General features: G+C 32.3%; 17 protein-coding genes and 1 pseudogene. All 18 read left to right on the plus strand.

Annotated features, from left to right (window positions below; genetic code table 11):
• Positions 1-1,511: 1,511 nt before the first annotated feature.
• The gene (locus NAT47_RS04590) at positions 1,512-2,720 is read left to right on the plus strand and encodes an ATP-binding protein (protein WP_250580743.1); all 1,209 of its coding nucleotides are present in this window, start codon (positions 1,512-1,514) and stop codon (positions 2,718-2,720) included.
• Between the two features lie 2,474 nt (positions 2,721-5,194).
• Positions 5,195-5,701: a helix-turn-helix domain-containing protein gene (locus tag NAT47_RS04595; protein WP_250580744.1), complete on the plus strand. Its 507-nt coding sequence runs from the start codon at positions 5,195-5,197 to the stop codon at positions 5,699-5,701.
• Between the two features lie 337 nt (positions 5,702-6,038).
• A complete protein-coding gene (locus NAT47_RS04600; RefSeq protein WP_250580746.1) occupies positions 6,039-6,464 on the plus strand; it encodes an adenylyltransferase/cytidyltransferase family protein in 426 nt (141 codons plus the stop codon).
• 131 nt (positions 6,465-6,595) lie between these two features.
• Entirely contained in the window at positions 6,596-7,570 is a 975-nt protein-coding gene (locus tag NAT47_RS04605; RefSeq protein ID WP_250580748.1) for an SDR family oxidoreductase, read from the plus strand.
• Positions 7,571-7,603: 33 nt separating this feature from the next.
• The gene (locus tag NAT47_RS04610; protein ID WP_250580751.1) at positions 7,604-8,902 is read left to right on the plus strand and encodes a nucleotide sugar dehydrogenase; all 1,299 of its coding nucleotides are present in this window, start codon (positions 7,604-7,606) and stop codon (positions 8,900-8,902) included.
• 139 nt (positions 8,903-9,041) lie between these two features.
• Positions 9,042-10,493 (plus strand): lipopolysaccharide biosynthesis protein, encoded by a 1,452-nt coding sequence (locus tag NAT47_RS04615; protein ID WP_250580753.1) that lies wholly within the window; start codon positions 9,042-9,044, stop codon positions 10,491-10,493.
• On the plus strand, positions 10,490-11,452 hold the full coding sequence (locus NAT47_RS04620) for a glycosyltransferase family 2 protein (protein ID WP_250580755.1): 963 nt from the start codon (positions 10,490-10,492) through the stop codon (positions 11,450-11,452). Before NAT47_RS04615 ends, NAT47_RS04620 begins: the two co-directional genes overlap by 4 nt.
• Complete coding sequence (locus NAT47_RS04625) at positions 11,439-12,587, plus strand: glycosyltransferase family 4 protein (RefSeq protein WP_250580757.1); 1,149 nt, start codon at positions 11,439-11,441, stop codon at positions 12,585-12,587. The genes NAT47_RS04620 and NAT47_RS04625 overlap by 14 nt, the downstream gene beginning before the upstream one ends.
• A 6-nt stretch (positions 12,588-12,593) precedes the next feature.
• Positions 12,594-13,706, plus strand: coding sequence for a glycosyltransferase (locus tag NAT47_RS04630; RefSeq protein ID WP_250580759.1), 1,113 nt, complete (start codon positions 12,594-12,596; stop codon positions 13,704-13,706).
• Positions 13,694-14,935, plus strand: a complete 1,242-nt coding sequence (locus NAT47_RS04635) for a hypothetical protein (RefSeq protein WP_250580760.1) — start codon at positions 13,694-13,696, stop codon at positions 14,933-14,935. Before NAT47_RS04630 ends, NAT47_RS04635 begins: the two co-directional genes overlap by 13 nt.
• Positions 14,913-16,031 (plus strand): glycosyltransferase family 4 protein, encoded by a 1,119-nt coding sequence (locus NAT47_RS04640; RefSeq protein WP_250580762.1) that lies wholly within the window; start codon positions 14,913-14,915, stop codon positions 16,029-16,031. Before NAT47_RS04635 ends, NAT47_RS04640 begins: the two co-directional genes overlap by 23 nt.
• Positions 16,024-17,163: a glycosyltransferase gene (locus NAT47_RS04645; RefSeq protein ID WP_250580764.1), complete on the plus strand. Its 1,140-nt coding sequence runs from the start codon at positions 16,024-16,026 to the stop codon at positions 17,161-17,163. The genes NAT47_RS04640 and NAT47_RS04645 overlap by 8 nt, the downstream gene beginning before the upstream one ends.
• Positions 17,160-18,278, plus strand: coding sequence for a glycosyltransferase family protein (locus NAT47_RS04650; RefSeq protein WP_250580766.1), 1,119 nt, complete (start codon positions 17,160-17,162; stop codon positions 18,276-18,278). Before NAT47_RS04645 ends, NAT47_RS04650 begins: the two co-directional genes overlap by 4 nt.
• A 90-nt stretch (positions 18,279-18,368) precedes the next feature.
• Positions 18,369-18,554, plus strand: a pseudogene (locus NAT47_RS04655) (sugar transferase); the annotation flags it as partial.
• 126 nt (positions 18,555-18,680) lie between these two features.
• A complete protein-coding gene (locus tag NAT47_RS04660) occupies positions 18,681-19,313 on the plus strand; it encodes a type IV toxin-antitoxin system AbiEi family antitoxin domain-containing protein (protein WP_250580768.1) in 633 nt (210 codons plus the stop codon).
• Positions 19,306-20,151: a nucleotidyl transferase AbiEii/AbiGii toxin family protein gene (locus NAT47_RS04665; protein ID WP_250580770.1), complete on the plus strand. Its 846-nt coding sequence runs from the start codon at positions 19,306-19,308 to the stop codon at positions 20,149-20,151. The genes NAT47_RS04660 and NAT47_RS04665 overlap by 8 nt, the downstream gene beginning before the upstream one ends.
• Before the next feature lie 18 nt (positions 20,152-20,169).
• Positions 20,170-20,775, plus strand: a complete 606-nt coding sequence (locus NAT47_RS04670; RefSeq protein WP_250580771.1) for a sugar transferase — start codon at positions 20,170-20,172, stop codon at positions 20,773-20,775.
• Between the two features lie 11 nt (positions 20,776-20,786).
• On the plus strand, positions 20,787-21,428 hold the full coding sequence (locus tag NAT47_RS04675; RefSeq protein WP_250580773.1) for an acetyltransferase: 642 nt from the start codon (positions 20,787-20,789) through the stop codon (positions 21,426-21,428).
• Positions 21,429-21,441 lie beyond the last annotated feature (13 nt).

Raw genomic sequence — 21,441 nt, forward strand, 5'->3', positions numbered from 1 at the left:
GGAACTAGCATTCCGAACAGTCTTAATTGACCAATGACAAGATTTAGCTTTTATCTTTCTCTTTCTTCTGTTGAAATAAATTTATAAAATTTTCAAAGAACTTCCTTTTGCAAACATAGGATGACAAGTTCTCGATTCCGATAATTCGGAACAGGCATACGCTCGATGTGATGGTCTCGATACTTCGACTAAGCTCAGCACAGGCTAGCTCGATATGACAGCAGGAAGTTGCAGTTTTTTTTGGAACACGGATTTTAAAAATTTGGGAAATCTTTGAAATTTTAATTGGGAGTGGTTTTATCACACAGAAGGATAGGTTTTTTTGTTGGGTTTTTTTACGGGGCGTTGCACTTGTTTTATTTTGCTAGCAAAGTAAGTTGTTTAGAGTGGTTGGTTTTAACCGCAGATTAAAGGATTTTGAGGATTTTTTAATTGAAAAGTATTTGTTATGTTTTCAGGTGAACGTTTATTACACCCCTAAAGTCCCCTCGAGGGGAAAATTCCTAGTGTCACTTTTTATTTGTTCTTAGTTTAAAGATGATTTGTAATGATTGTTTTTGGAACACGGATTTTCATAATTTGGGAAATCTTTAAAATTCTTGGATTTGTTTTTGAACTTGTTTTAGGAACTTGGATAACGGAGGCTGAGGTTCTCGAAGCCGTAGTTGTTGGAACGCGGATGAAACGGGTCCGTTTGGCGGAGCGCTGATGAAACGGATTTTCTTTGTTTGCGTTGAAGGGTTCGCTAAAGCGAATGGTGATGGGGGCGGATTTTCTCTGCGACTGAGAACTGAGACTGAAAACTTATTTTGCTTCAAGTTGTTGGAACGCGGATGAAACGGGTCCGTTTGGCGGAGCGCTGATGAAACGGATTTTCTTTGTTTGCGTTTAAGGGTTCGCTAAAGCGAAGATGGATGGGGACGGATTTTTTGGAACACGGATTTTAAAAATTTGGGAAATCTTTGAAATTTTAATTGGGGAGTGGTTTTACCACACAGAAGGATAGGTTTTTTTGTTGGGGGTTTTTTACGGGGCGTTGCACTTGTTTTATTTTGCTCGCAAAGGCGCTGAGATGCTAAGTTGTTTAGGGTGGTTGGTTTTAACCGCAGATTAAAGGATTATGAGGATTTTTTTAATTGAGAGGATATGAACTTAAAGTTAATAGAAGGTATTGTCCCCTCGAGGGGACTTTAGGGGTGTTATTTGAGTGAATAGTGAAAAGGGATAAGGGATAAGTAAAAAGTGATTGATGATGGGGAGATGGATTAGGTATTAGGTGCAAAGTTAGAAGTATGAGGTGATGGAACAATGAGTCAATTTGAATATTATTTAGTGTTATGAACCTTGCTGAAAACTTAGCGTAACTTTTTGATCTAGTAGGAACCTTAACTCGAGTTGAATCCGAAGGGTGCGAAGCAAGATTTGAATCAAAATATAGAACAAAAAAGTTGTAGTTATAATTATAAAATATATGTATATTTGAATAAATTATAGTTATAACTAAAATAATAATGAATACGATGCCAAGTCATATTATTACTAGAAGCCATTATTTGAATAAAGTAAAACCCTTTATTAATCAATCGATTATTAAAGTATTTACGGGTCAAAGAAGAGTTGGAAAAAGTTATTTACTTTTTCAATTGATGGACTATTTAAAAACCGTTTATTCTGAACCTTCCGTATTGTATATTAATAAAGAAGATTTGGCATTTTCATTCATTGCTACAGCGGCTGATTTAGTAACGTATGTGAATGAAAATGCAAGTAAAACGAGTAAGACCTATCTTTTTATTGACGAAATTCAAGATATAACTGACTTTAGTATCGCTTTGCGTTCTTTACTGTTACAAGAAAATCTGGATATTTATTGTACAGGAAGTAATGCTACTATGCTTTCTTCGGATATTGCAGGACATTTGAGTGGAAGATTTATTGAAATAAATGTGCAAAGTTTATCTTATTCAGAATTTTTAGATTTCCATACACTACAAGATACACCGTCTACACTTGAGCTTTACATGAAATATGGAGGTTTACCGTATTTAAAAAACCTATCCTTGGAGGATGAAGTAGTTTTTGAATATTTAAAAAACATTTACAGTACTATTGTTTACCGCGATATTATTAATCGCTTTGCTATTCGAAATGTTTCTTTTTTAGAAAAATTGGTTCATTTTATGTGTAGCACTACAGGAAGTCTATTCTCCAATAAAAAAATAAGTGATTTTTTGAAATCCCAAAAAACGAATATGCCACCTAATCAAGTCCAACTGTATGTAAATTATTTGGTAAATGCCTTTTTAATATACAAAGTATCGCGATACGATCTAATAGGAAAGCGTCTTTTTGAGATTGGGGACAAATATTATTTCGAAAATTTAGGTATACGAAATGCGTTATGGGGCTATCGTTTGGAAGATAGAGGAAAAATAATAGAAAATATAGTCTATAATGAACTTCTATTCAAAGGGTATCAAGTACATGTTGGTGTTCTAGGCTCACAAGAAATTGATTTTATTGCTCAAAAAAATACCGAAAAGTGGTATATACAAGTGGCTTTAGCTCTAACCGAAGAAAAAACATTGGAAAGAGAATTTGGTAATTTATTAAAAATACAGGATAACTACCGTAAAACAGTAGTTACACTAGATACCTATCAAGGCGCTTCTTATGAAGGTATTGAAGTTTTAAATCTAAGCTCGTTTTGTTTGTCTTAATGAGCAAAATGTGGCAATGTGTTGATTGGAAGTTAGAATTTAGAAGTTAGAAGTTAGAAGTTAGAATTTAGAAGTGAGGGGAAGTACGAAGTACTAAGTGAATAGTGAATGGTGAATAGTGAAAAAGGATTAGGGATTAGGGATAAGTGAATAGTGAATAGTGAAAAGTGATTGATGATAAGTACAAAGTACAAAGTACGAATTAAAAAGTCTATAGCAGGATTGTCCCCTTGAGGGGACTTTAGGGGTGTTTCGAGTGTTTTAAGTTAGTTTGATTTTGAAGTTTTCGGAACACGGATTTTCGGAACATGGATTTTTTGGAACACGGATTTTAATAATTTGAGGAATTTTTGAAATTTTAATTTGGGAGTGGTTTTACCACACAGAAGGATAGGTTTTTTTGTTGAGGTTTTTTACGGGGCGTTGCACTTGTTTTATTTTGCTCGTAAAAGCATTGAGATGCTAAGTTGTTTAGGGTGGTTGGTTTTAACCGCAGATTAAAGGATTATGAGGATTTTTATAATTGAAAAGATAGGAACTTATTATTTGTTATGTTTTCAGGTGAACGTTTATTACACCCCTAAAGTCCCCTCGAGGGGACAATTCCTAGTGTCACTTTTTATTTGTTCGTAGTTTTAAGATGATGATTTGTAATGATTGTTTTTGGAACACGGATTTTCATAATTTGGGAAATCTTTAAAATTCTTGGATTTGTTCTTGAACTTGTTTTAGGAACTTGGATAACGGAGGCTGAGGTTCTCGAAGCCGTAGTTGTTGGAACGCGGATGAAACGGGTCCGTTTGGCGGAGCGCTGATGAAACGGATTTTCTTTGTTTGCGTTGAAGGGTTCGCTAAAGCGAATGGTGATGGTGGCGGATTTTTTGGAACACAGATTTGGATAATTGGATAAATCTTTGAAATTTTAATTGGGGAGTGGTTTTACCACACAGAAGGATAGGTTTTTTTGTTGGGGTTTTTTACGGGGCGTTGCACTTGTTTTATTTTGCTCGTAAAAGCATTGAGATTCTAAGTTGTTTAGGGTGGTTGGTTTTAACCGCAGATTAAAGGATTTTGAGGATTTTTTTAATTGAAAAGATAAGAACTTATTATTTGTTATGTTTTCAGGTGAACGTTTATTACACCCCTAAAGTCCCCTCGAGGGGACAATTCCTAGTGTCACTTTTTATTTGTTCGTAGTTTTAAGATGATGATTTGTAATGATTGTTTTTGGAACACGGATTTTCATAATTTGGGAAATCTTTAAAATTCTTGGATTTGTTCTTGAACTTGTTTTAGGAACTTGGATAACGGAGGCTGAGGTTCTCGAAGCCGTAGTTGTTGGAACGCGGATGTAACGGGTCCGCTTAGCGGAGCGCTGATGAAACGGATTTTCTTTGTTTGCGTTGAAGGGTTCGCTAAAGCGAATGGTGATGGTGGCGGATTTTCTCTGCGACTGAGAACTGAGACTGAAAACTTATTTTGCTTCAAGTTGTTGGAACGCGGATGAAACGGGTCGGTTTGGCGGAGCGCTGATGAAACGGATTTTCTTTGTTTGCGTTTAAGGGTTCGCTAAAGCGAAGATGGATGGTGACGGATTTTCTCTGAGACTGAAAACTGAGACTGAACACTTATCTTGCCTCAAGTTTTGGAACACAGATTTGGATAATTGGAGAAATCTTTGAAATTTTAATTTGGGAGTGGTTTTACCACACAGAAGGATAGGTTTTTTTGTTGAGGTTTTTTACGGGGCGTTGCACTTGTTTTATTTTGCTCGTAAAAGCATTGAGATGCTAAGTTGTTTAGGGTGGTTGGTTTTAACCGCAGATTAAAGGATTATGAGGATTTTTTTTAATTGAGAGGATATGAACTTAAAGTTAATAGAAGGCATTGTCTATTTGAGGGGACTTTAGGGGTGTTATTTGAGTGAATGGTGAATGGTGAAAGGTGAAAGGTGAAAGGTGAAAGGTGAAAGGTGAAAGGTGAAAGGTGAAAGGTGAAAGGTGAAAGGTGAAAGGTGATGGGGGGATGGGAAAAGTGAAATGGTGAAGGGTAAGTACGAGGTTGGAATTTAGAAGTTAGAATTTAGAAGTTAGAAGTTAGAATATAGAATTTAGAAGTTAGAATATAGAATTTAGAATTTAGAAGTTAGAATTTAGAATTTAGAATTTAGAAGTTAGAATTTAGAAGTTAGAATATAGAATTTAGAAATTAGAATTTAGAAGTGAGATTAAGTACGAAGTTTGAAGTATGAGTTACGGGATTTGGTTTTTTGTTTGAATTGGAAATGATTGGGTGGGGAATTATTAGAAGGGATATTGGTGCTGTTTTTATTAATAGATGTCCCCTTTTGGGTGGACTTTTTTAAGTGAATTGCTGTTTAATGGCTCTGTTTAGGCCGTTTTGTTATTCCTTTGCGTCTTCAAAAGTTGGTGGTTTGAAATAAATGAGTACTTTTGTTACTCAAAGATTTATAAATGTTACAGTCGTTAATTACATCTAAGACGCGTATCCGGTTGTTGGTAAAGTTTTTTTTAAGCGTTACTAATGCGGGGTATTTGCGTGGGTTGGCTCAGGAGATGAATGAGAATACGAATGCCATTCGCAAGGAATTGAATAATTTGAGTGAGGCGGGGTATATTTTACGAGAAGAGCAGGATGGGAAGATTATGTATCGAGCGAATGAGCAGCACTCTCTTTTTGCTACTTTACAACAATTGATTCGCAAGTATGTGGGGATTGATGTGATTGTAGCGCAGATTTTAAGTCGCATGGGGGATGTACATCGTATTTTTATTGTTGGGGATTATGCTCAGGGAATAGATTCGGGTGTCGTGGAGGTGGTGCTGGAGGGTACGGATTTGAATTTGGATTATATTACGCAATTGGCTCCCAAGATACAGGGTGAGATTGATAAGGAGGTTCGGTTCTATGTGACGGAGGCTTTCACAGGTGCCGGACTTTTGATTTTTGAAAATAAATAAGGGATTTTCTCTCTTTTTTTCGCAGGTGGACATTGGAAAATGGGACTCACGGGGCGAAGCTGTGGGAAGTGAATAGGGATTAGGGAAAAGTGGGAAGTACGATGTGGGAAGTAAATCACTACGGCTTCGAGAGCCTCAGCCTCCGTTTAAAGTAAAAAGTACGATGTACGAAACGGGAAGTAAGTGGTGATGGGGAGATGAGGCGATGAGGAGATGGGGAGATTTGAGAAGGAAAAAATAAAAATTAAAAAGATGATGGGTTAAGGTTTCCTTTTTGATCTATTTAGATATAACTTACTGTAAAAAAAAACTACTATAAAATTTAAAAAGCATACCGATGAAAATAGGAATTACTTTTAGTGCATTTGATTTATTGCATGCAGGACACATTAAAATGTTAGAGGAAGCCAAAAGGCAGTGTGATTATTTGATTTGTGGATTGCAAACCGACCCAACCCTAGACCGACCAGAAAAAAACAAGCCTACTCAGACTGTTGTAGAAAGATACATCCAACTTAAAGGGTGCAAGTTTGTAGATGAGATTGTGCCGTATGCTACGGAGCAGGATTTGGAGGATATTTTGCGTTCGTTTAAAATTGATGTTCGTATTTTGGGAGAAGAATACCGAGATACTAACTTTACGGGACGTGCTTATTGTGAGGAGAAGGGGATAGAATTGTATTTTAATACAAGAGATCATCGTTTTTCTAGTAGTGGTTTGCGAAAAGTGGTGGCGGATATTGAGTTGCGAAAAGTGAAATAGCAGGGTGAGGGACGAGATATAAAGTGAAAAGTGAAAAGTATAAGGTAGTATCAGTAACTCTTTTTAGGTTTAAAATACTGCTAAGAATTAATACATTATAATTATAAATTAAAAACGTTTCCCCATACCTTATGAAGACTATATTAATCACTGGCGGTGCTGGATTTATTGGATCAAACTTAACGGAATATTTTTTAAATAAAGGATATTTTGTTCGTTGTTTGGATAATTTCTCTACGGGTTATCATCATAATATTATCTCTTTTTTGGATCAAGCGCATTATGAATTAATAGAAGGGGATATTCGTGATTTAGAAACGTGTCGTAAAGCAGTTATCGGTGTAGATTATGTTTTGCATCAAGCGGCTTTGGGTTCGGTACCGCGTTCCGTGAATGATCCTATTACTTCAAATGAAGTGAATGTATCGGGATTTTTGAATTTATTAGTAGCGGCTCGTGACGCTGGTGTAAAACGTTTTGTTTATGCGGCATCTTCTTCCACTTATGGGGATTCGGAAAGTTTACCTAAAGTGGAGGATGTTATCGGTAAACCTTTGTCGCCCTACGCGGTAACCAAATATGTGAACGAGTTGTATGCGGATGTGTTTGCTAAGACTTATGGCATGGAACTTATTGGTTTACGTTATTTTAATGTGTTTGGTAGAAGACAAAATACCCGTGGTGCTTACGCTGCTGTAATTCCTTTGTTTACTAAATTGTTAATTCAACATGAATCGCCTACTATTAATGGTACTGGAGAAAATTCTCGTGATTTTACTTATATCGATAACGTGATTCAAATGAATGAGTTGGCCCTGTTGACTCAGGATCCAAGGGCTGTCAATACGGTTTATAATACCGCAGTAGGTGATCGTACCAACTTGAATGAATTGGTCACTTATATAAAAGAATTTTTATCGACTTATGATCCTCAAATCGCTAGTCTTGAAATAAAGTATGGTCCTAATCGTGTGGGGGATATTCCTCATTCCTTAGCTTCTGTTGAAAAAGCAAAGCAACTTTTGGGCTACCAACCTACCCATGCCATTCGAGAGGGATTACAAGAAGCGGTTCGTTGGTATTGGGAGCACAAAGAATTATTATAAACAAAAACCATCAAAAAATTTAATCAATAATATATGAATGCATCACCTAAAATAGCAGTAATAGGTTTAGGATACGTAGGTTTACCTTTAGCTCGCTTGTTTGCAACTAAGTTTCCTGTTGTAGGCTTTGATATTAACCAAAAAAGAATAGCAGAATTGCGTTCGGGAACCGATAGTACCTTAGAAGTTGAAGACGATATTTTACAAGCGGTTTTGGTAAAGGATAATCCGGTGGCTTCGAGAACCTCAGCCACCGGATTATACTGCTCCTCCGATTTAAGCGACATTCAAGAAGCTACTATCTACATCGTGACGGTTCCTACTCCCGTAGATAAAAACAATCGTCCTGATTTGACACCTTTGTATAAAGCTAGTGAAACCGTAGGTAGAGTACTAAAAAAAGGCGATATTGTTGTTTATGAATCAACAGTGTATCCAGGAGCTACAGAAGAAGAATGTATTCCGGTTTTGGAAAAAATTTCGGGATTAAAATTTAACGAAGACTTTTTTGCGGGATATTCGCCAGAGCGCATTAATCCAGGAGATAAAGAGCATACGGTTGAGAAGATTTTAAAAGTAACTTCGGGTTCGACACCTGAAATAGGGCAACAAGTAGATGCACTTTATAAAAGCGTTATTACGGCAGGAACTCATTTGGCTCCTACCATTAAAGTAGCGGAAGCGGCTAAGGTAATTGAAAATTCGCAACGTGATATTAACATTGCGTTTGTGAATGAATTGGCTAAGATTTTTAATATTTTGAATATTGATACCCATGCTGTTTTGGAAGCTGCGGGCACGAAATGGAATTTTTTACCTTTCAAACCGGGCTTGGTGGGGGGTCATTGTATAGGGGTTGATCCTTATTATTTGGCACAAAAAGCGCAAGAAGTGGGGTATCATCCTGAGATTATTTTAGCAGGAAGACGATTGAATGATAGTATGGGGGAGTATGTTGCTTCGCAGGTAGTGAAGTTGATGATAAAAAAAGGAATTACTGTTAATGGGGCGAATTTATTAATGCTTGGAATTACTTTTAAAGAAAATTGTCCTGATGTTCGTAATACAAAAATTGTAGATGTTGTTGCCGCCTTGGCTGATTATGGGATTAACATTACTATTTATGACCCTTGGGCCAACCCTGAAGAAGTAAAACATGAATATGGATTAGTTACAACTGATGAATTGCCGACCCAGAAGTTTGACGCCGTAGTTTTAGGGGTTGCTCATAAAGAATTTTTACAGTTAGATTTAGCTTCTTTGCAAAAAGATACTAGTTTATTGTATGACGTGAAGGGGATTTTGGGTAATAACGTTGATGGGAAGTTGTAGAAGTGTCAGTAAAAAATGCAAAAACAGTTATTATAGAATATGCAAAGTGACATTAGACCTGGGGGCATATGACATATTTTAATGAGGATGTTATTGTTCGAATTGAAGATAATTATGAAAGATTCATATAATATTTATTATGCGTTTTAAGATTGAAGATAAAGCTCTAAGTGCTTACTTATGGGATTTTGGAGGGAAATTCATAAAGCAGGGAGTTTCTCTTGTTATAACTATAATTTTAGCTCGGATACTTTCTCCGAATGACTTTGGTTTATTGGCTTCTATTGTAGTTTTTACAAGTTTGTCAAATGTTTTTTCGGATATGGGATTAAGTGGTTCCATAATTCAGAGAACAAGAGTCCTGCCCATTCATTTGCACTCTGTGTTTTATTTTAATTTGTTCATTGCGTCTTTACTGACACTCATAATGTTTTTTTGTGCTCCCCTGATAGGAAGTTATTACGGGGAACCAAAGTTGGTTTTGTTGGCCCGTGTTATGTCTGTTTCTTTTATTTTAGATGCTTTCAATACGATTCAAAATGCATTAATCAAGAAGGATTTGAAATTTAAGTATTTTGCTAAATTTAGACTATTTTCGTCAGTTTTGAGCGGAATTGTAGGTGTTGTATTGGCTTTCAATGGTTATGGAGTTTGGGCTTTAGTTGTTCAAATGTTATTCGAGTTGGTTATTTATGATATTTGTGTATGGAAAATTTCAACATATACACCCAAACCCCAGTTTTCATTTAAGGCTTTAAAAACATTATGGGGTTTCGGATTTAGAATATTTATAGCTAAATTTTTAAATAATCTGTATCAGCAGTTCGATATTCTGGTAATAGGGAAAGTACTTTCTTTTGTTACTTTGGGATTTTATCAAAGAGCAAAATCATTGAATGGAATGATCAATAGTTATTCTACAGAAAGCATTATGAATATTATGTTCCCATTGCTTAGTAAAATGCAGAATAATAAGAAGATGTTCTTAGAAAAAGTAAATGAGGTTTATGATATAATTTTAATTTTAAGTTTCTTTCTTTCCGGACTACTTTTTCTTATTTCAGAAGATTTTATAATTATTTTGTTGACAGAAAAATGGAGACCCACTATTGAGATTTTTAAAATAATGGTAATTGGTGGATTTATTTTGCCCATAAATGGTTTGTTTGTAACTATTCTGAGTAGTAAGGGGAATTCTAAAAAATTCTTAAAACTGGAGGTAATTAAGAAAATATTATTTCTTTTACCACTTATTTTTTTTATTTATTCCAAGAATGTGAATGCCTTTCTTTATTTAAATTTGTTAGTAGGAATAATCACTTTATTAGTTAATTTTTATTTTGTTCAAAAAGAAATTGAAGTTTATTGGTTTGTTTTTTTTAAGCCATTATTTTTTTATGCTTTTTTTTTAGTTATTCTGATTTATTCTCTTACTTATTTATTCACCTTTATTGAAGGGAATAATTTTTTACATTTAATGTCTGTCAGTTTTACGTATTTGATAATATTTGTAGTTGTTGGAGTAATATTAAAATTGCCAGGGACAAATCATATAACTAAATTGCTTAAAAAAGTAAGATATAATTTATGAAAGGTAAAGTATCTGTTATAATGCCAGTTTTTAACAATGAAAAATTTGTTGCAAAAGCCATAGAGTCAATATTGAATCAAACGCATCAAAATTTTGAATTGTTGATTGCGGATGATGGGTCAAATGATGAGTCGAAAAAAATAATTGATTCTTTTAATGATCCAAGAATTAGGACTTTTCATAATGAAAAGAATATGGGGGCTTTATTTACATGGAATAAACTTTTTGAAATTTGCGATGGGGAATTTATTACTTTTCAAGATGCCGATGATGTTAGTGATATTTCAAGATTGGAAAAACAAGTAAGTAAATTTTATGAAATAACAGACTTGGGAATTTGCGGAACTTATGCAACGTATGTCAATGAAAATGATATGTATTTAAGGACTAAAACCTTACCAGTTACACATAAGGAAATATATCGATCCTTGGAAAAAAATCATCAATTTTGTGGAGCATCTATAATGATTACAAAAAAGGTCTTACAGGATGTAGGGGGGTATCCGGAGTACTTTCATAGAATAGGTGGTGAAGATTATTACTGGAGTGCTATGATTGCTGAAAAATATTTGAGTTGCAATATACCAGAACCTCTTTATATTGTGACAGCCACAGATGATTCCATTTCAAGAAATATCAAAAATGTCAAGCAATTAATAGTTTTTGATATGGTTAGGAAGCTGATTGCAGATGTAAGGAATGGTAAGGCGAATTGGATAAAAGAAGACATTAAGCCCATAATAAATCAATATGAAAATGAATTAATGAAGCCTTATTTAAATGATAAATCATTGGTTTATAGGAAGCAGGCTTTTATTGAAGCAAAAAACAAAAACTATTTTAAAGCAATCAAATTTGCATTTGATGCTGTTTTAAAAACACCGTTACAGTTATTAAACCATAAAATCCTGGTGTATAATTTAATTACTTTATTAAAAAACAAATATGGTCTTAAATAAGAAATTATTAGTTCTGTCTCCTTATTATCCTTCAAAAGCCAAACCTTTTGAAGGGGTTTTTATTGAACAACAAATAGAAGAACTAAAAGATGTTTATGAAAAGATTGTTGTTTTTAAAATGCTCTCATTACCTAGCCCGCTAAAAAGAGTTTTTTATAAATTTTTAAACAACAATAAACCAACTTATATAAGAAATAATATTTTGGTTGTTAATTTTTTTTATTTTGATAATTATCTAATCAATAAGTTGTTTAATGGTAGATTAAATTCATTGAAGTTTCAATTAAAATTAAATTATTATCTCAGAGGATTAAATAAATATAATTACAAGAATAAATTATGCCAGTGGATATTGCCCACAACTTATGTTTTTTCTTTTTTGAATTATAAGGATTCAAATGTAGTTTCTGTAATTAGAGGAATGGATATTACCATTCTAAGGGACCAATTTTCAAAGCAATTTGACATTGCTGTTGGACTATCAGATAGTATTGTTGCAAATGGGAATTATATAAAAGAGATTTTAAAAAATAAAACGGAAACCATTTACAATATTAAGGATTTATCTCCTTTTTTAAATAAAGACATTAAAGCATTTTCCTCAAATCAAAATAGTTTTATCATCACCCATATCGGTAGATTCGATGATAATAAAAGGCAGGATTTGCTTATTGATTTAATTTTTGAGTTGAAAAAGATAGGTGTAAATATTCAGTTGAATCTGATAGGAAATGGTGAATTTTTTGATAAAGTAAAAGAGTATGCTGTAAAAAGAAAAGTTGCTGATGCAATTAATTTTACAGGAAATATTGGTCATGCTGAAATTTCAAAATTATTATCTTTAAGTGATTTTTATATACATCCGTCCCATAGGGAAGGAATTCCAAATGCATTAGTTGAATCGATGGCTTCAGGGTGCATTTGTATTGCAAGAAATGTTGGAGGAATTCCAGATATTATCAATTCCGACAATGGGTTTTTATTCAATGAGGATAATGAATTGTTTGATTTGTTCTTGTTAATTTTAAAAAACAATCGTTTGATGGAAATAAAACACAATGCAAGAAAACATATTTCTGAAATTTTTGATAACAATAGAAACAAACAATTGCTTGTACGTCTTTTCGAAGCTTAAATAATTATGAAAAAATATATATTCGCTCGCAATATTGATCTTGATAGCCCAATTGTAACTAATACACACAATTATGCTTTTGAATGCGCAAAAAATAATGAAACAACATGGTTATCCACTCCTATTTATCCTTGGAGAGCAAATAGGGAGGAGAAAGGTAATCGAGTAAATAACATCCAAGAGTTAAGACTTCCTTTTTTGTTTAATCATGGTAGCAGGGCTATTAATCGAGGTAAATTTATTTGGAAAAATTTCCCTTATACAAATTATTTGCTAAGACCCTTTAGCAAAATTGATTATAAATCTTTGGAGAATCCTGATGTTTTTTTTTGTGGCTCTTTGTCCTTGTTCTCTATAGAAAAAATATTAAAACCCAAGAAGTTGGTTTATAATGCACATGACTTATTCAGCCTTTATCCAGGAGTATCTCCTTCTATTTCAAAAATTGAAAAAGCAATTATTGAAAGAGTTGATTTGGTTGTTACCACTTCTGAGATGACCAGAAAAGTACTGATAAGTAAATATAAAGTTCAAGATGATAAAGTTTTAAATTTGGATCACGGAATAAATCTTAATGAGTTCGTTGATTTTAAAAGACCTGTTGAGTTTTTAAATATTTCTGATCCCATCGCTTTATTTGTGGGAACGTTATCGATGATAAATAAAGGTTTAATTGGAGAAGTTATGCTTTTACTGCCAGGAATAAAATTTGTATTTATTGGGCCTCATAATCAACAAGACAAAGCTTTTTTTGGAAATTTTAAAAATTCTACTCTGCTTGGTGCCAAAAAGAGACACGAGTTAGCCGCATATTATAATAATTCAAATGTTGGATTAATAATGTATGATTTAGAATTAATAGATTCAAGATTATTAGGGACAAACCCAATGAAAAGATATGATTATAGTGCTTACGGATTGCAAATTGTGTCAACAAGTTTAAGAGAATATGAAGTTAATCCTTCACCAATGTATATTGCGAATACTGCAAAAGATTATGCGGAGGCTATTAGAGAAGCAGTCTACAATCCTAGATTTAAAAAAGAAGAAATATTGGATTTCGCATTTAAAAATCAATGGTCAGAAAAGTTTAAAATAATTGAAAAATGTCTGCAATAAAATTAAATAAAAGCGTCACTGCTTCTTTATATGTTTTGATAATTGCATCATTTTCATTACCCTATGCAAGATTGTCATTGGGTAGTATTCCGCTTTATTTTGTAACGATTACTTCAGCGATTTTACTTTGTTATATTTTATTTTTTTTTCAGATTAAAAAACGAACTTTTATTAATTGCGGTATTTTTGGATTGTTGGGATATTTATTTGTTGATACCTTTTTTCATGCGTTATATCTGGAAACAGCATATGTTTTTTATAATAATCTAATTAGAATAATATCGCTATCATTAATTTTTTCTCTGGGAATTCTAATCTATAATAATTATATAAGTACTTTCACTTTGCTGAAAATTATTCAGATAGGATTAAAAGTACATATAATATTAATTTTGATACATTTTGTATCTTCTTTATTAGGGAATCAGTTTTTGGATTTTTTTTATATGTTGATATATAAAATTATATCTAATAGTGAAAAATTTTATCTGGATATTGAAAAATTTCAAGCAGATTGGTATCTGATGCGCTATTATGGTGGTTATCATAACCCTAATCCTGCAGGAGTTGTGTTGGTTTTGGGTTTTATTATTATGAATTTATCCAAGGTTAAATTAAATATTCTGTGGTTCAGTTTAATGTTTTTCTGCATTGTATTAACAGCATCAAAACAATCATTTGCAGTATTAATTTTGTTTCTGATTATTAGAAATTTTAAATATTTACCTGTATATATAATTATTGGTTTCATATTTTTTGAATTATTATTAATTTTCAACTTTTACGATTATTTGGAACGCATACTTCAATTTGATAATTATTCATCATCAGCAGATGAGCGATCATGGGGATACTTGAATTTTCAAAATTTTATTTCTAATAATTTTTTAGGAGTTTTATTCGGTACAGGTGTTAATAGTCTGGGAATTAGAGAAGTTTCAAATTTAGATATAGAATCCAGCAAAGTAGGATTTGTTTCTAATTCCGTTTTATTGGTTATTTCTACCATCGGTATAATCGGCATGATTTTCTTAGTTAAAGTTTTTTATTTAATAAGAAAGGCTTCAAAAAGCAAGAGAGAATTGTTGATATTTTTTGCAATGGTTTTTGTTATTGGTCTTTTTGATAATCACCTTGCAATCATGGAATCATTACAGGTAATAATTATTGTAGGAATACTTACAATAGCAAATATAACTAAGAAAAATGAACAGGAAATTATATATTGATGCTTCTTATTATAAGGAAGGAATAACAGGATTATCAAGATTTTCCGATGAATTAATAGATCAAATGATGATAATGAAAGAAGACAAAAAACTGGTTTTGTTTTGTTTCAAAAATCAAGTTGTAAATGTTGAGAATAATCTGGAAATAATCAGAATTAATTTAAGTATATCTGTTTTTACTTATTTGACACTTTTTTTTCCTTTTGTCTCTCGTTGGATTCTAAAAAAAACTTTTGGTAATTCTGGGATTATTCATTACCACGACAGTATTAGGTTTCCAGGGGATATTAAAGGTTTTGAAGCAGTGGTAACCATTCATGATATTGCCTCATTAGTGTTTCCCCAGTTTTATGTGTGGAGAGCTAAAATTTTAAAAAAAAACGGGTTAAAACGATTATTAAAATCCAAAGCAAAAATAATTGCGGTATCCAATACTACTAAAAAGGATTTAGAGAATTTGTCCAAAGGATTTATTGGAAGAATCGATGTTATTGGCGAAGGAGTAAATCCTAATTTTTTTATTCAAAGTTCCCAGAAATTTAATTTTTCAGATTTGATTCCGAAAGAATATTTTTTAGTGGTAGGTTCCCCGCATAGCCGAAAAAATTATAAAAATATTTATTCAGCATTTAAAAAATTCAAAGAATCATCAGCTTCCAACTATAAATTAGTTTTTGTGGGAAGAGCAGTTGACAGATATTTTAAAGAGAATAATATCTTTACTGAAAATTTTATTCTTTTTAAGGAGAATGTTTCTGATGATGATTTAAAAAGTCTCTATTATAATGCTTTTGCTTACGTGAATTTTAGCCTTCATGAAGGGTTTGGTTTAACAATCTTGGAAGCAATGGCTAATAAATGTCTAGTTATTGGATCAATTACAACATCCGTAGGTGAGAATATAGGTAAAGAAGGTATTGTAGCTTCGCCATTAAATATTCATGAAATGGCGGATTCTTTTGCTTATTCAGTATGTTTAAACGAGGAAAAAAGAAATAAACTTATAAATGAAGCATATCAAAAAGTTTTGAAAATGAATTGGGAAGTTATTGTAACAAAATATTATCAATTATTTAAATCTATCGATAATGGATAAAAGTATCTTGGTATATTATGGTAATTATTATAAGTTTAATGGTGAAATATATGGTTTCCTGCCTGAAGTTATATTAATAACTAACTTGTTGAAAACATTCAAAAAAGTTACACTACTGGCTCCATTGAAAAAGGTGCAATCCAGGCAAGAAATAAATCCATTATACGTTAAATTTGAAAATAAAAAAGTTGAAATAATTGAACTTCCTTTTTTTAACACCAGACTAGAAGCTTTAAGAAAATCAAATTCTTTATATAAATATTTGAAAGATGTCAAAGCAGATTATGCAATTGTTTCTCAGGTCATGTTCAATTCTATGAAAGTTGCAGGATTATTAAAATCTAGCGGAGTTAAAGTCAATGTTTATATTGGCAGTAATCCGTTGGAAATTCTGACATCTAAGAATTTAAATAGAAATTGGTTTTTCAACCAAATAGGAATTTTATATTATAGACATTTAACTAGAGAATCTAATAAATACAAGTGTTTAGTTAATGGGGAGAAACTTTTTAATCAAGTTCAAATTAAAAATAAATACATCGTTAATTCTTCAACCCTATACGCTGCAGAAGCAAATTCAAACCAAGCAGTTATAGATGACAATAAATTATTGTTTGTTGGAAGATTGACCCCTTCAAAAAGAGTTGAATTACTTATTGAGATGATTAAAATTCTAAAAAAAGATTTTAAAAACATTTCATTGGTAATAATTGGAGAAGGAGACTTAAAAACTAAACTTATGGATTTAGTTGCTAAATATAATTTAAATGAGAATGTGAAATTTCTTGGAGCAATAACCGAAAGGGAACAACTTCATAAAGAATATAAAACTTCTAAACTATTCGTTTTTCCCTCTATATCTGAAGGAAATCCAAGGGTAATTAAAGAGGCAACTTTTTTCAATTTACCATCAATTTCCACTAGAGTAGGTAATCTTGAAAATGAATATAAAGATAGACAAGATATATTATTTGTGGATTTTGAAAATGCAAATCAATTGGCTGAAAAGGTTAAATTAATGCTTAATGATAGTGGTCTTTATTATGAAATAAAGAAAAACTTAACAAAGCATAAAATTAATACTGTTGAGGATTTTATTATGGAAATAACAAAAATAATTTGTAAAGAATGATCTTATTTATAGATAATAAACAAACTCCTTCTGATGGTTTTAGAACTCCAAGATATATTTTATTTTCGGAAGTTCTAAGAAAAGAAGGCTATGCAACGGAATTAATTTTGGGGAGTTGGCATCATGGTCTTAAAAAACGTGTTGTCAATGAGTCAAATGGAGTTCATTTGATTAATGATTTTGCATATAAAAAACACATTGGTATTAAAAGATTTTTGTCGGAATTTCTGTTTGGTTACCAAGTTTTGTTTCAATATTTTAAACTTGTTAAAAAGGCCAAATTGATTGTCCTTAATGATAGTTCCATATTTTATAATTATTTGTTTTTTTTTTTAAAACCTTTTTTTAAATATAAAATTCTGTTAGACAGTAACGATTTATGGCCTGAAATATTTGTAAAAAATAAAAGAGCAAGGAAAATGTTTTTTAACTTTAAAAAAATCATCTATTCTAATGCAAATTATTTTATAGCTGTAAATAATGAATACTTAGAGTATTACACGTATTTAAAGAATAAAAGCCTTGGAGTCATTGATTTAGGGCTTACTTTGGATAGAAATAAAGATATAAAATGCAATTTGTTTCATAAAAACAGTAGGCGGTTTTTATATCTAGGAAGCTTAGGAGTTAATTATAAAATAGAGGAAATTTGTCAGTTTATATTGGATAATGAAGGATATGAGCTTGATTGTTATGGTTCTGGTTCGAAATCCAATATAGTTAAAGAGTTTGAATTAAAATCTAAAGGAAGAATTAAACTATTTGAGCCAAAATCTTTAGAATATTTTAAGCAATCTGGAAATCAATATTGCTTTGGTCTGGCATTGTACTCAGCAGACAGTTTGGTTAAATTCCCAACAAAACTTTTTGATTATTGGGCTTTTTCTCTACCAATAATAGTCAATGTTGGAGAAGATGTAAGCAGACGCTTTGAAGAAAACACTGGATTAGGGTGTTTTTTGAAAGAGAATGATGTGTTGAATGAGAAATTAATAAATGATTATTTAGATAATTATGATCAGGTAATTAATGAAAATGATTTTACTATTGATGTCAGAGTTTCTGAGGTATTTACAAAAATTAATGATTTGATGTATGGGGAATTAAGGTTGTAATTTATGTATAGGTTGCGAAGTAATTAATGGCTTTCTGCATAAATAAAAAGAGTTTTGGAGACAATTTAGCATAATATAAAAATTTAGAAAATGTATAAATCCTTTTTCAAAAGAATCCTAGATTTCACCATGACCTTAATCGGACTCATCCTTTTAAGCCCTTTTTTTATAATTGTAACCGTTGGCTTGTTTTTTGTCAACCAAGGGAAACCTTTTTTCTTGCAAACCCGCCCAGGTAAAAATGAAAAACTGTTTCGAATTGTGAAGTTCAAGACATGAAGGAATGATATAAGAGAAGAGAAATGCGCACTCTTTTTTAGCAAAATTTACATAAATAATCGATTTTTTATCGATTATCTGTGTAAAAAACACTATTTTTACATCTCATAATAGTGCTACCAGATGATAAATTTAGATCAATTTAGAAATACCCCTGTTGATTATGCTACCTTGGTTACCTTACTAAGGGACTACCGATTTCCAAAAGACAAAATTGCTGCTATGGAAAAACAGCAGCAGTTAATACGAATTAAAAAAGGGTTGTTTGTAGTTGCGCAACAAGAGGGTACATCTCCTATTTCTAGAGAATTGATAGCTAATCATTTATATGGCCCTTCTTATGTTTCTTTAGAAAGTGCCTTATCCTATCACAATTTGATTCCAGAAAGAGTATATAGGGTACGTTCGGTAACTATGAAACGATTTAAAATGTATGATACTCCTTTGGGTGTATTTGAATATCGTACGGTTTCACCGGAGTATTTTTCAATTGGTATTCAACAACAAGTTACCCAAGACAATACCGCTTTTTTAATTGCTTCACCTGAAAAAGCTTTATGCGATTTGATTGTATTGTCTTCAGGATTACGATTGCAATCGTCAAAAGCAGTTAAAATCTATTTAGAAGAAAATTTGCGAATTGATTTATTTGAAAATAGAAGTTGGAACACTGAAATTATTAGCCAGTGTATGGAAGTAGGAAAGAAAAAAACAGCATTGTCACAACTTTTAAAACTATTGAAAAACAATGAGTAGTTCCGTATTTGATCAAATGATGGGACGTTATACAATACAAACTGTAGACGACCGCACTAATGCTTTACATGAAGTAATGCAGCAAATTGCTTTAGCAGGTTTGTATAGAGCAGGATTTTTTAATAAAGCAGCTTTTTATGGTGGTACTTGTTTGCGCATTTTTCATGCTTTGCCTCGTTTTTCAGAAGATTTAGATTTTTCATTGTTGCAACCCGATCCTAATTTTACTATATCCGATTATTTTGATGCTATTGTTGATGAATTTAAGGCATTGGGTAGAGAAGTAGTGATTTCCAAAAAAGAGGAAAAAAAACAATCGCCAGTTGAGTCTGCTTTTTTGAAAGATACTACCGAAATTTACAATATCCATTTTCAATCTACACCTAGTATAAAAATTAAAATTGAAGTAGACCTGCAGCCGCCCTTGGGATTTTCAACGGAGCCAAAATTGTTGTTGTTACCTTTTTCTTTTATGGTGCCATGTTATACCCTTCCTGACCTATTTGCTGGAAAAATGCATGCCATGTTATTCAGAAGTTGGAACAACAGAGTGAAAGGGAGAGATTGGTATGATTTTGAGTGGTATGTGCGTCATTCTATTCCGTTGGGTTTTGAGCATTTTATAAAGAGAGCGCAGCAAACCCATGGTTATGATAGTACATTAATGACGCCAACAATATTTAAAGAATTACTCAAAAAAAGAATCCTAGAAACCGATATAAATTTGGTGAAAAATGATGTACAACCGTTTATAAAAGATTCTTCTGAAATTGCTATTTGGTCAACGGACTATTTTTTGCAATTGGTTGACCATATAAAAATATCCTCTAATCATTAGTCTGAAGCATCAAAATCTATGTACCAAAATTATTTTAAACGACTCTTCGATTTTTTAATTGCACTCGTTGCTTTATTGTTATTTAGTCCTCTATTTATATTAGTTACTATTGGCTTGTTTTTTGCCAACCAAGGAAAGCCTTTTTTCTTTCAAACCCGCCCAGGTAAAAATGAAAAACTGTTTCGAATTGTGAAGTTCAAGACTATGAATGATAAAAAGGATAGCGAGGGGAACTTGTTATCGGATGCGGAGCGTTTGACTAGAATAGGTCGTTTTGTGCGAAAGACCTCGTTAGATGAGATTCCGCAATTGTTGAATGTCTTGAAAGGGGATATGAGTTTGATAGGGCCTCGGCCTTTGTTAGTACAATACTTACCTTTGTACAATGCAGTGCAAAAGCAACGCCATAACGTACGGCCTGGGATTACAGGTTGGGCACAAGTCAATGGGCGGAATGGGATTTCATGGGAACAGAAGTTTGCTTATGATGTGTGGTATGTGGAGCATTGTTCTTTACTTTTGGATTTGAAAATTTTATTGAGAACTATTCAGAAAGTGGTTAAATCAGAGGGAATTAATGCGAATCAAGAGATAACTATGGAACCCTTTAGAGGTAATGATTAAAAAAATTAATTATGGATAATATTGCAATTATTGGAGTAGGAGGATTTGGTAGAGAAGTAAAATTTTTACTTGATGAAATTAACAAAATCAATAAAAAATTTAATATACTTGGGTTTTATGATGATGCTGATGAATTGGAATCAAGTTACAATGGATTACCTTATTTAGGAAAAATTGAAAAATTAAATTTATTAACAGACCAAACATCTGTGGTGTTAGGAATTGGAGACCCTAAAATTAAGCAAAAAATAATTTCTAGGTTAACTAATCCTAATTTGAGGTTTCCAACAATTATCCATCCCAGTGTTATTGTAAGTAATGATGATGTTAATATTGGGGAAGGGACAATTATTTGTGCTGGTACTATTATAACTTGTAATATAGAAATAGGAAGTTTTGTAACTTTAAATCTTATGTGTACAGTTGGTCATGATACAAAAATTGGAGATTATAGTTCATTTATGCCTTCAGTCAATATTTCTGGTGATGTACTAGTTGAGGATGGGGTTTACGTAGGAACCGGAGCTAAAATTATTAATCAATTGACTATTGGACAAGGGACAATAGTAGGAGCTGGAGCGGTTGTTTCTAAATCTTTACCACCGAGCTGTACGGCTGTAGGTATTCCAGCCAAACCGATAAAATTTCATTAAAATCCGCATCAGC

The organism is Flavobacterium fragile (assembly GCF_023634865.1).
GTDB classification, from domain to species: domain Bacteria; phylum Bacteroidota; class Bacteroidia; order Flavobacteriales; family Flavobacteriaceae; genus Flavobacterium; species Flavobacterium fragile.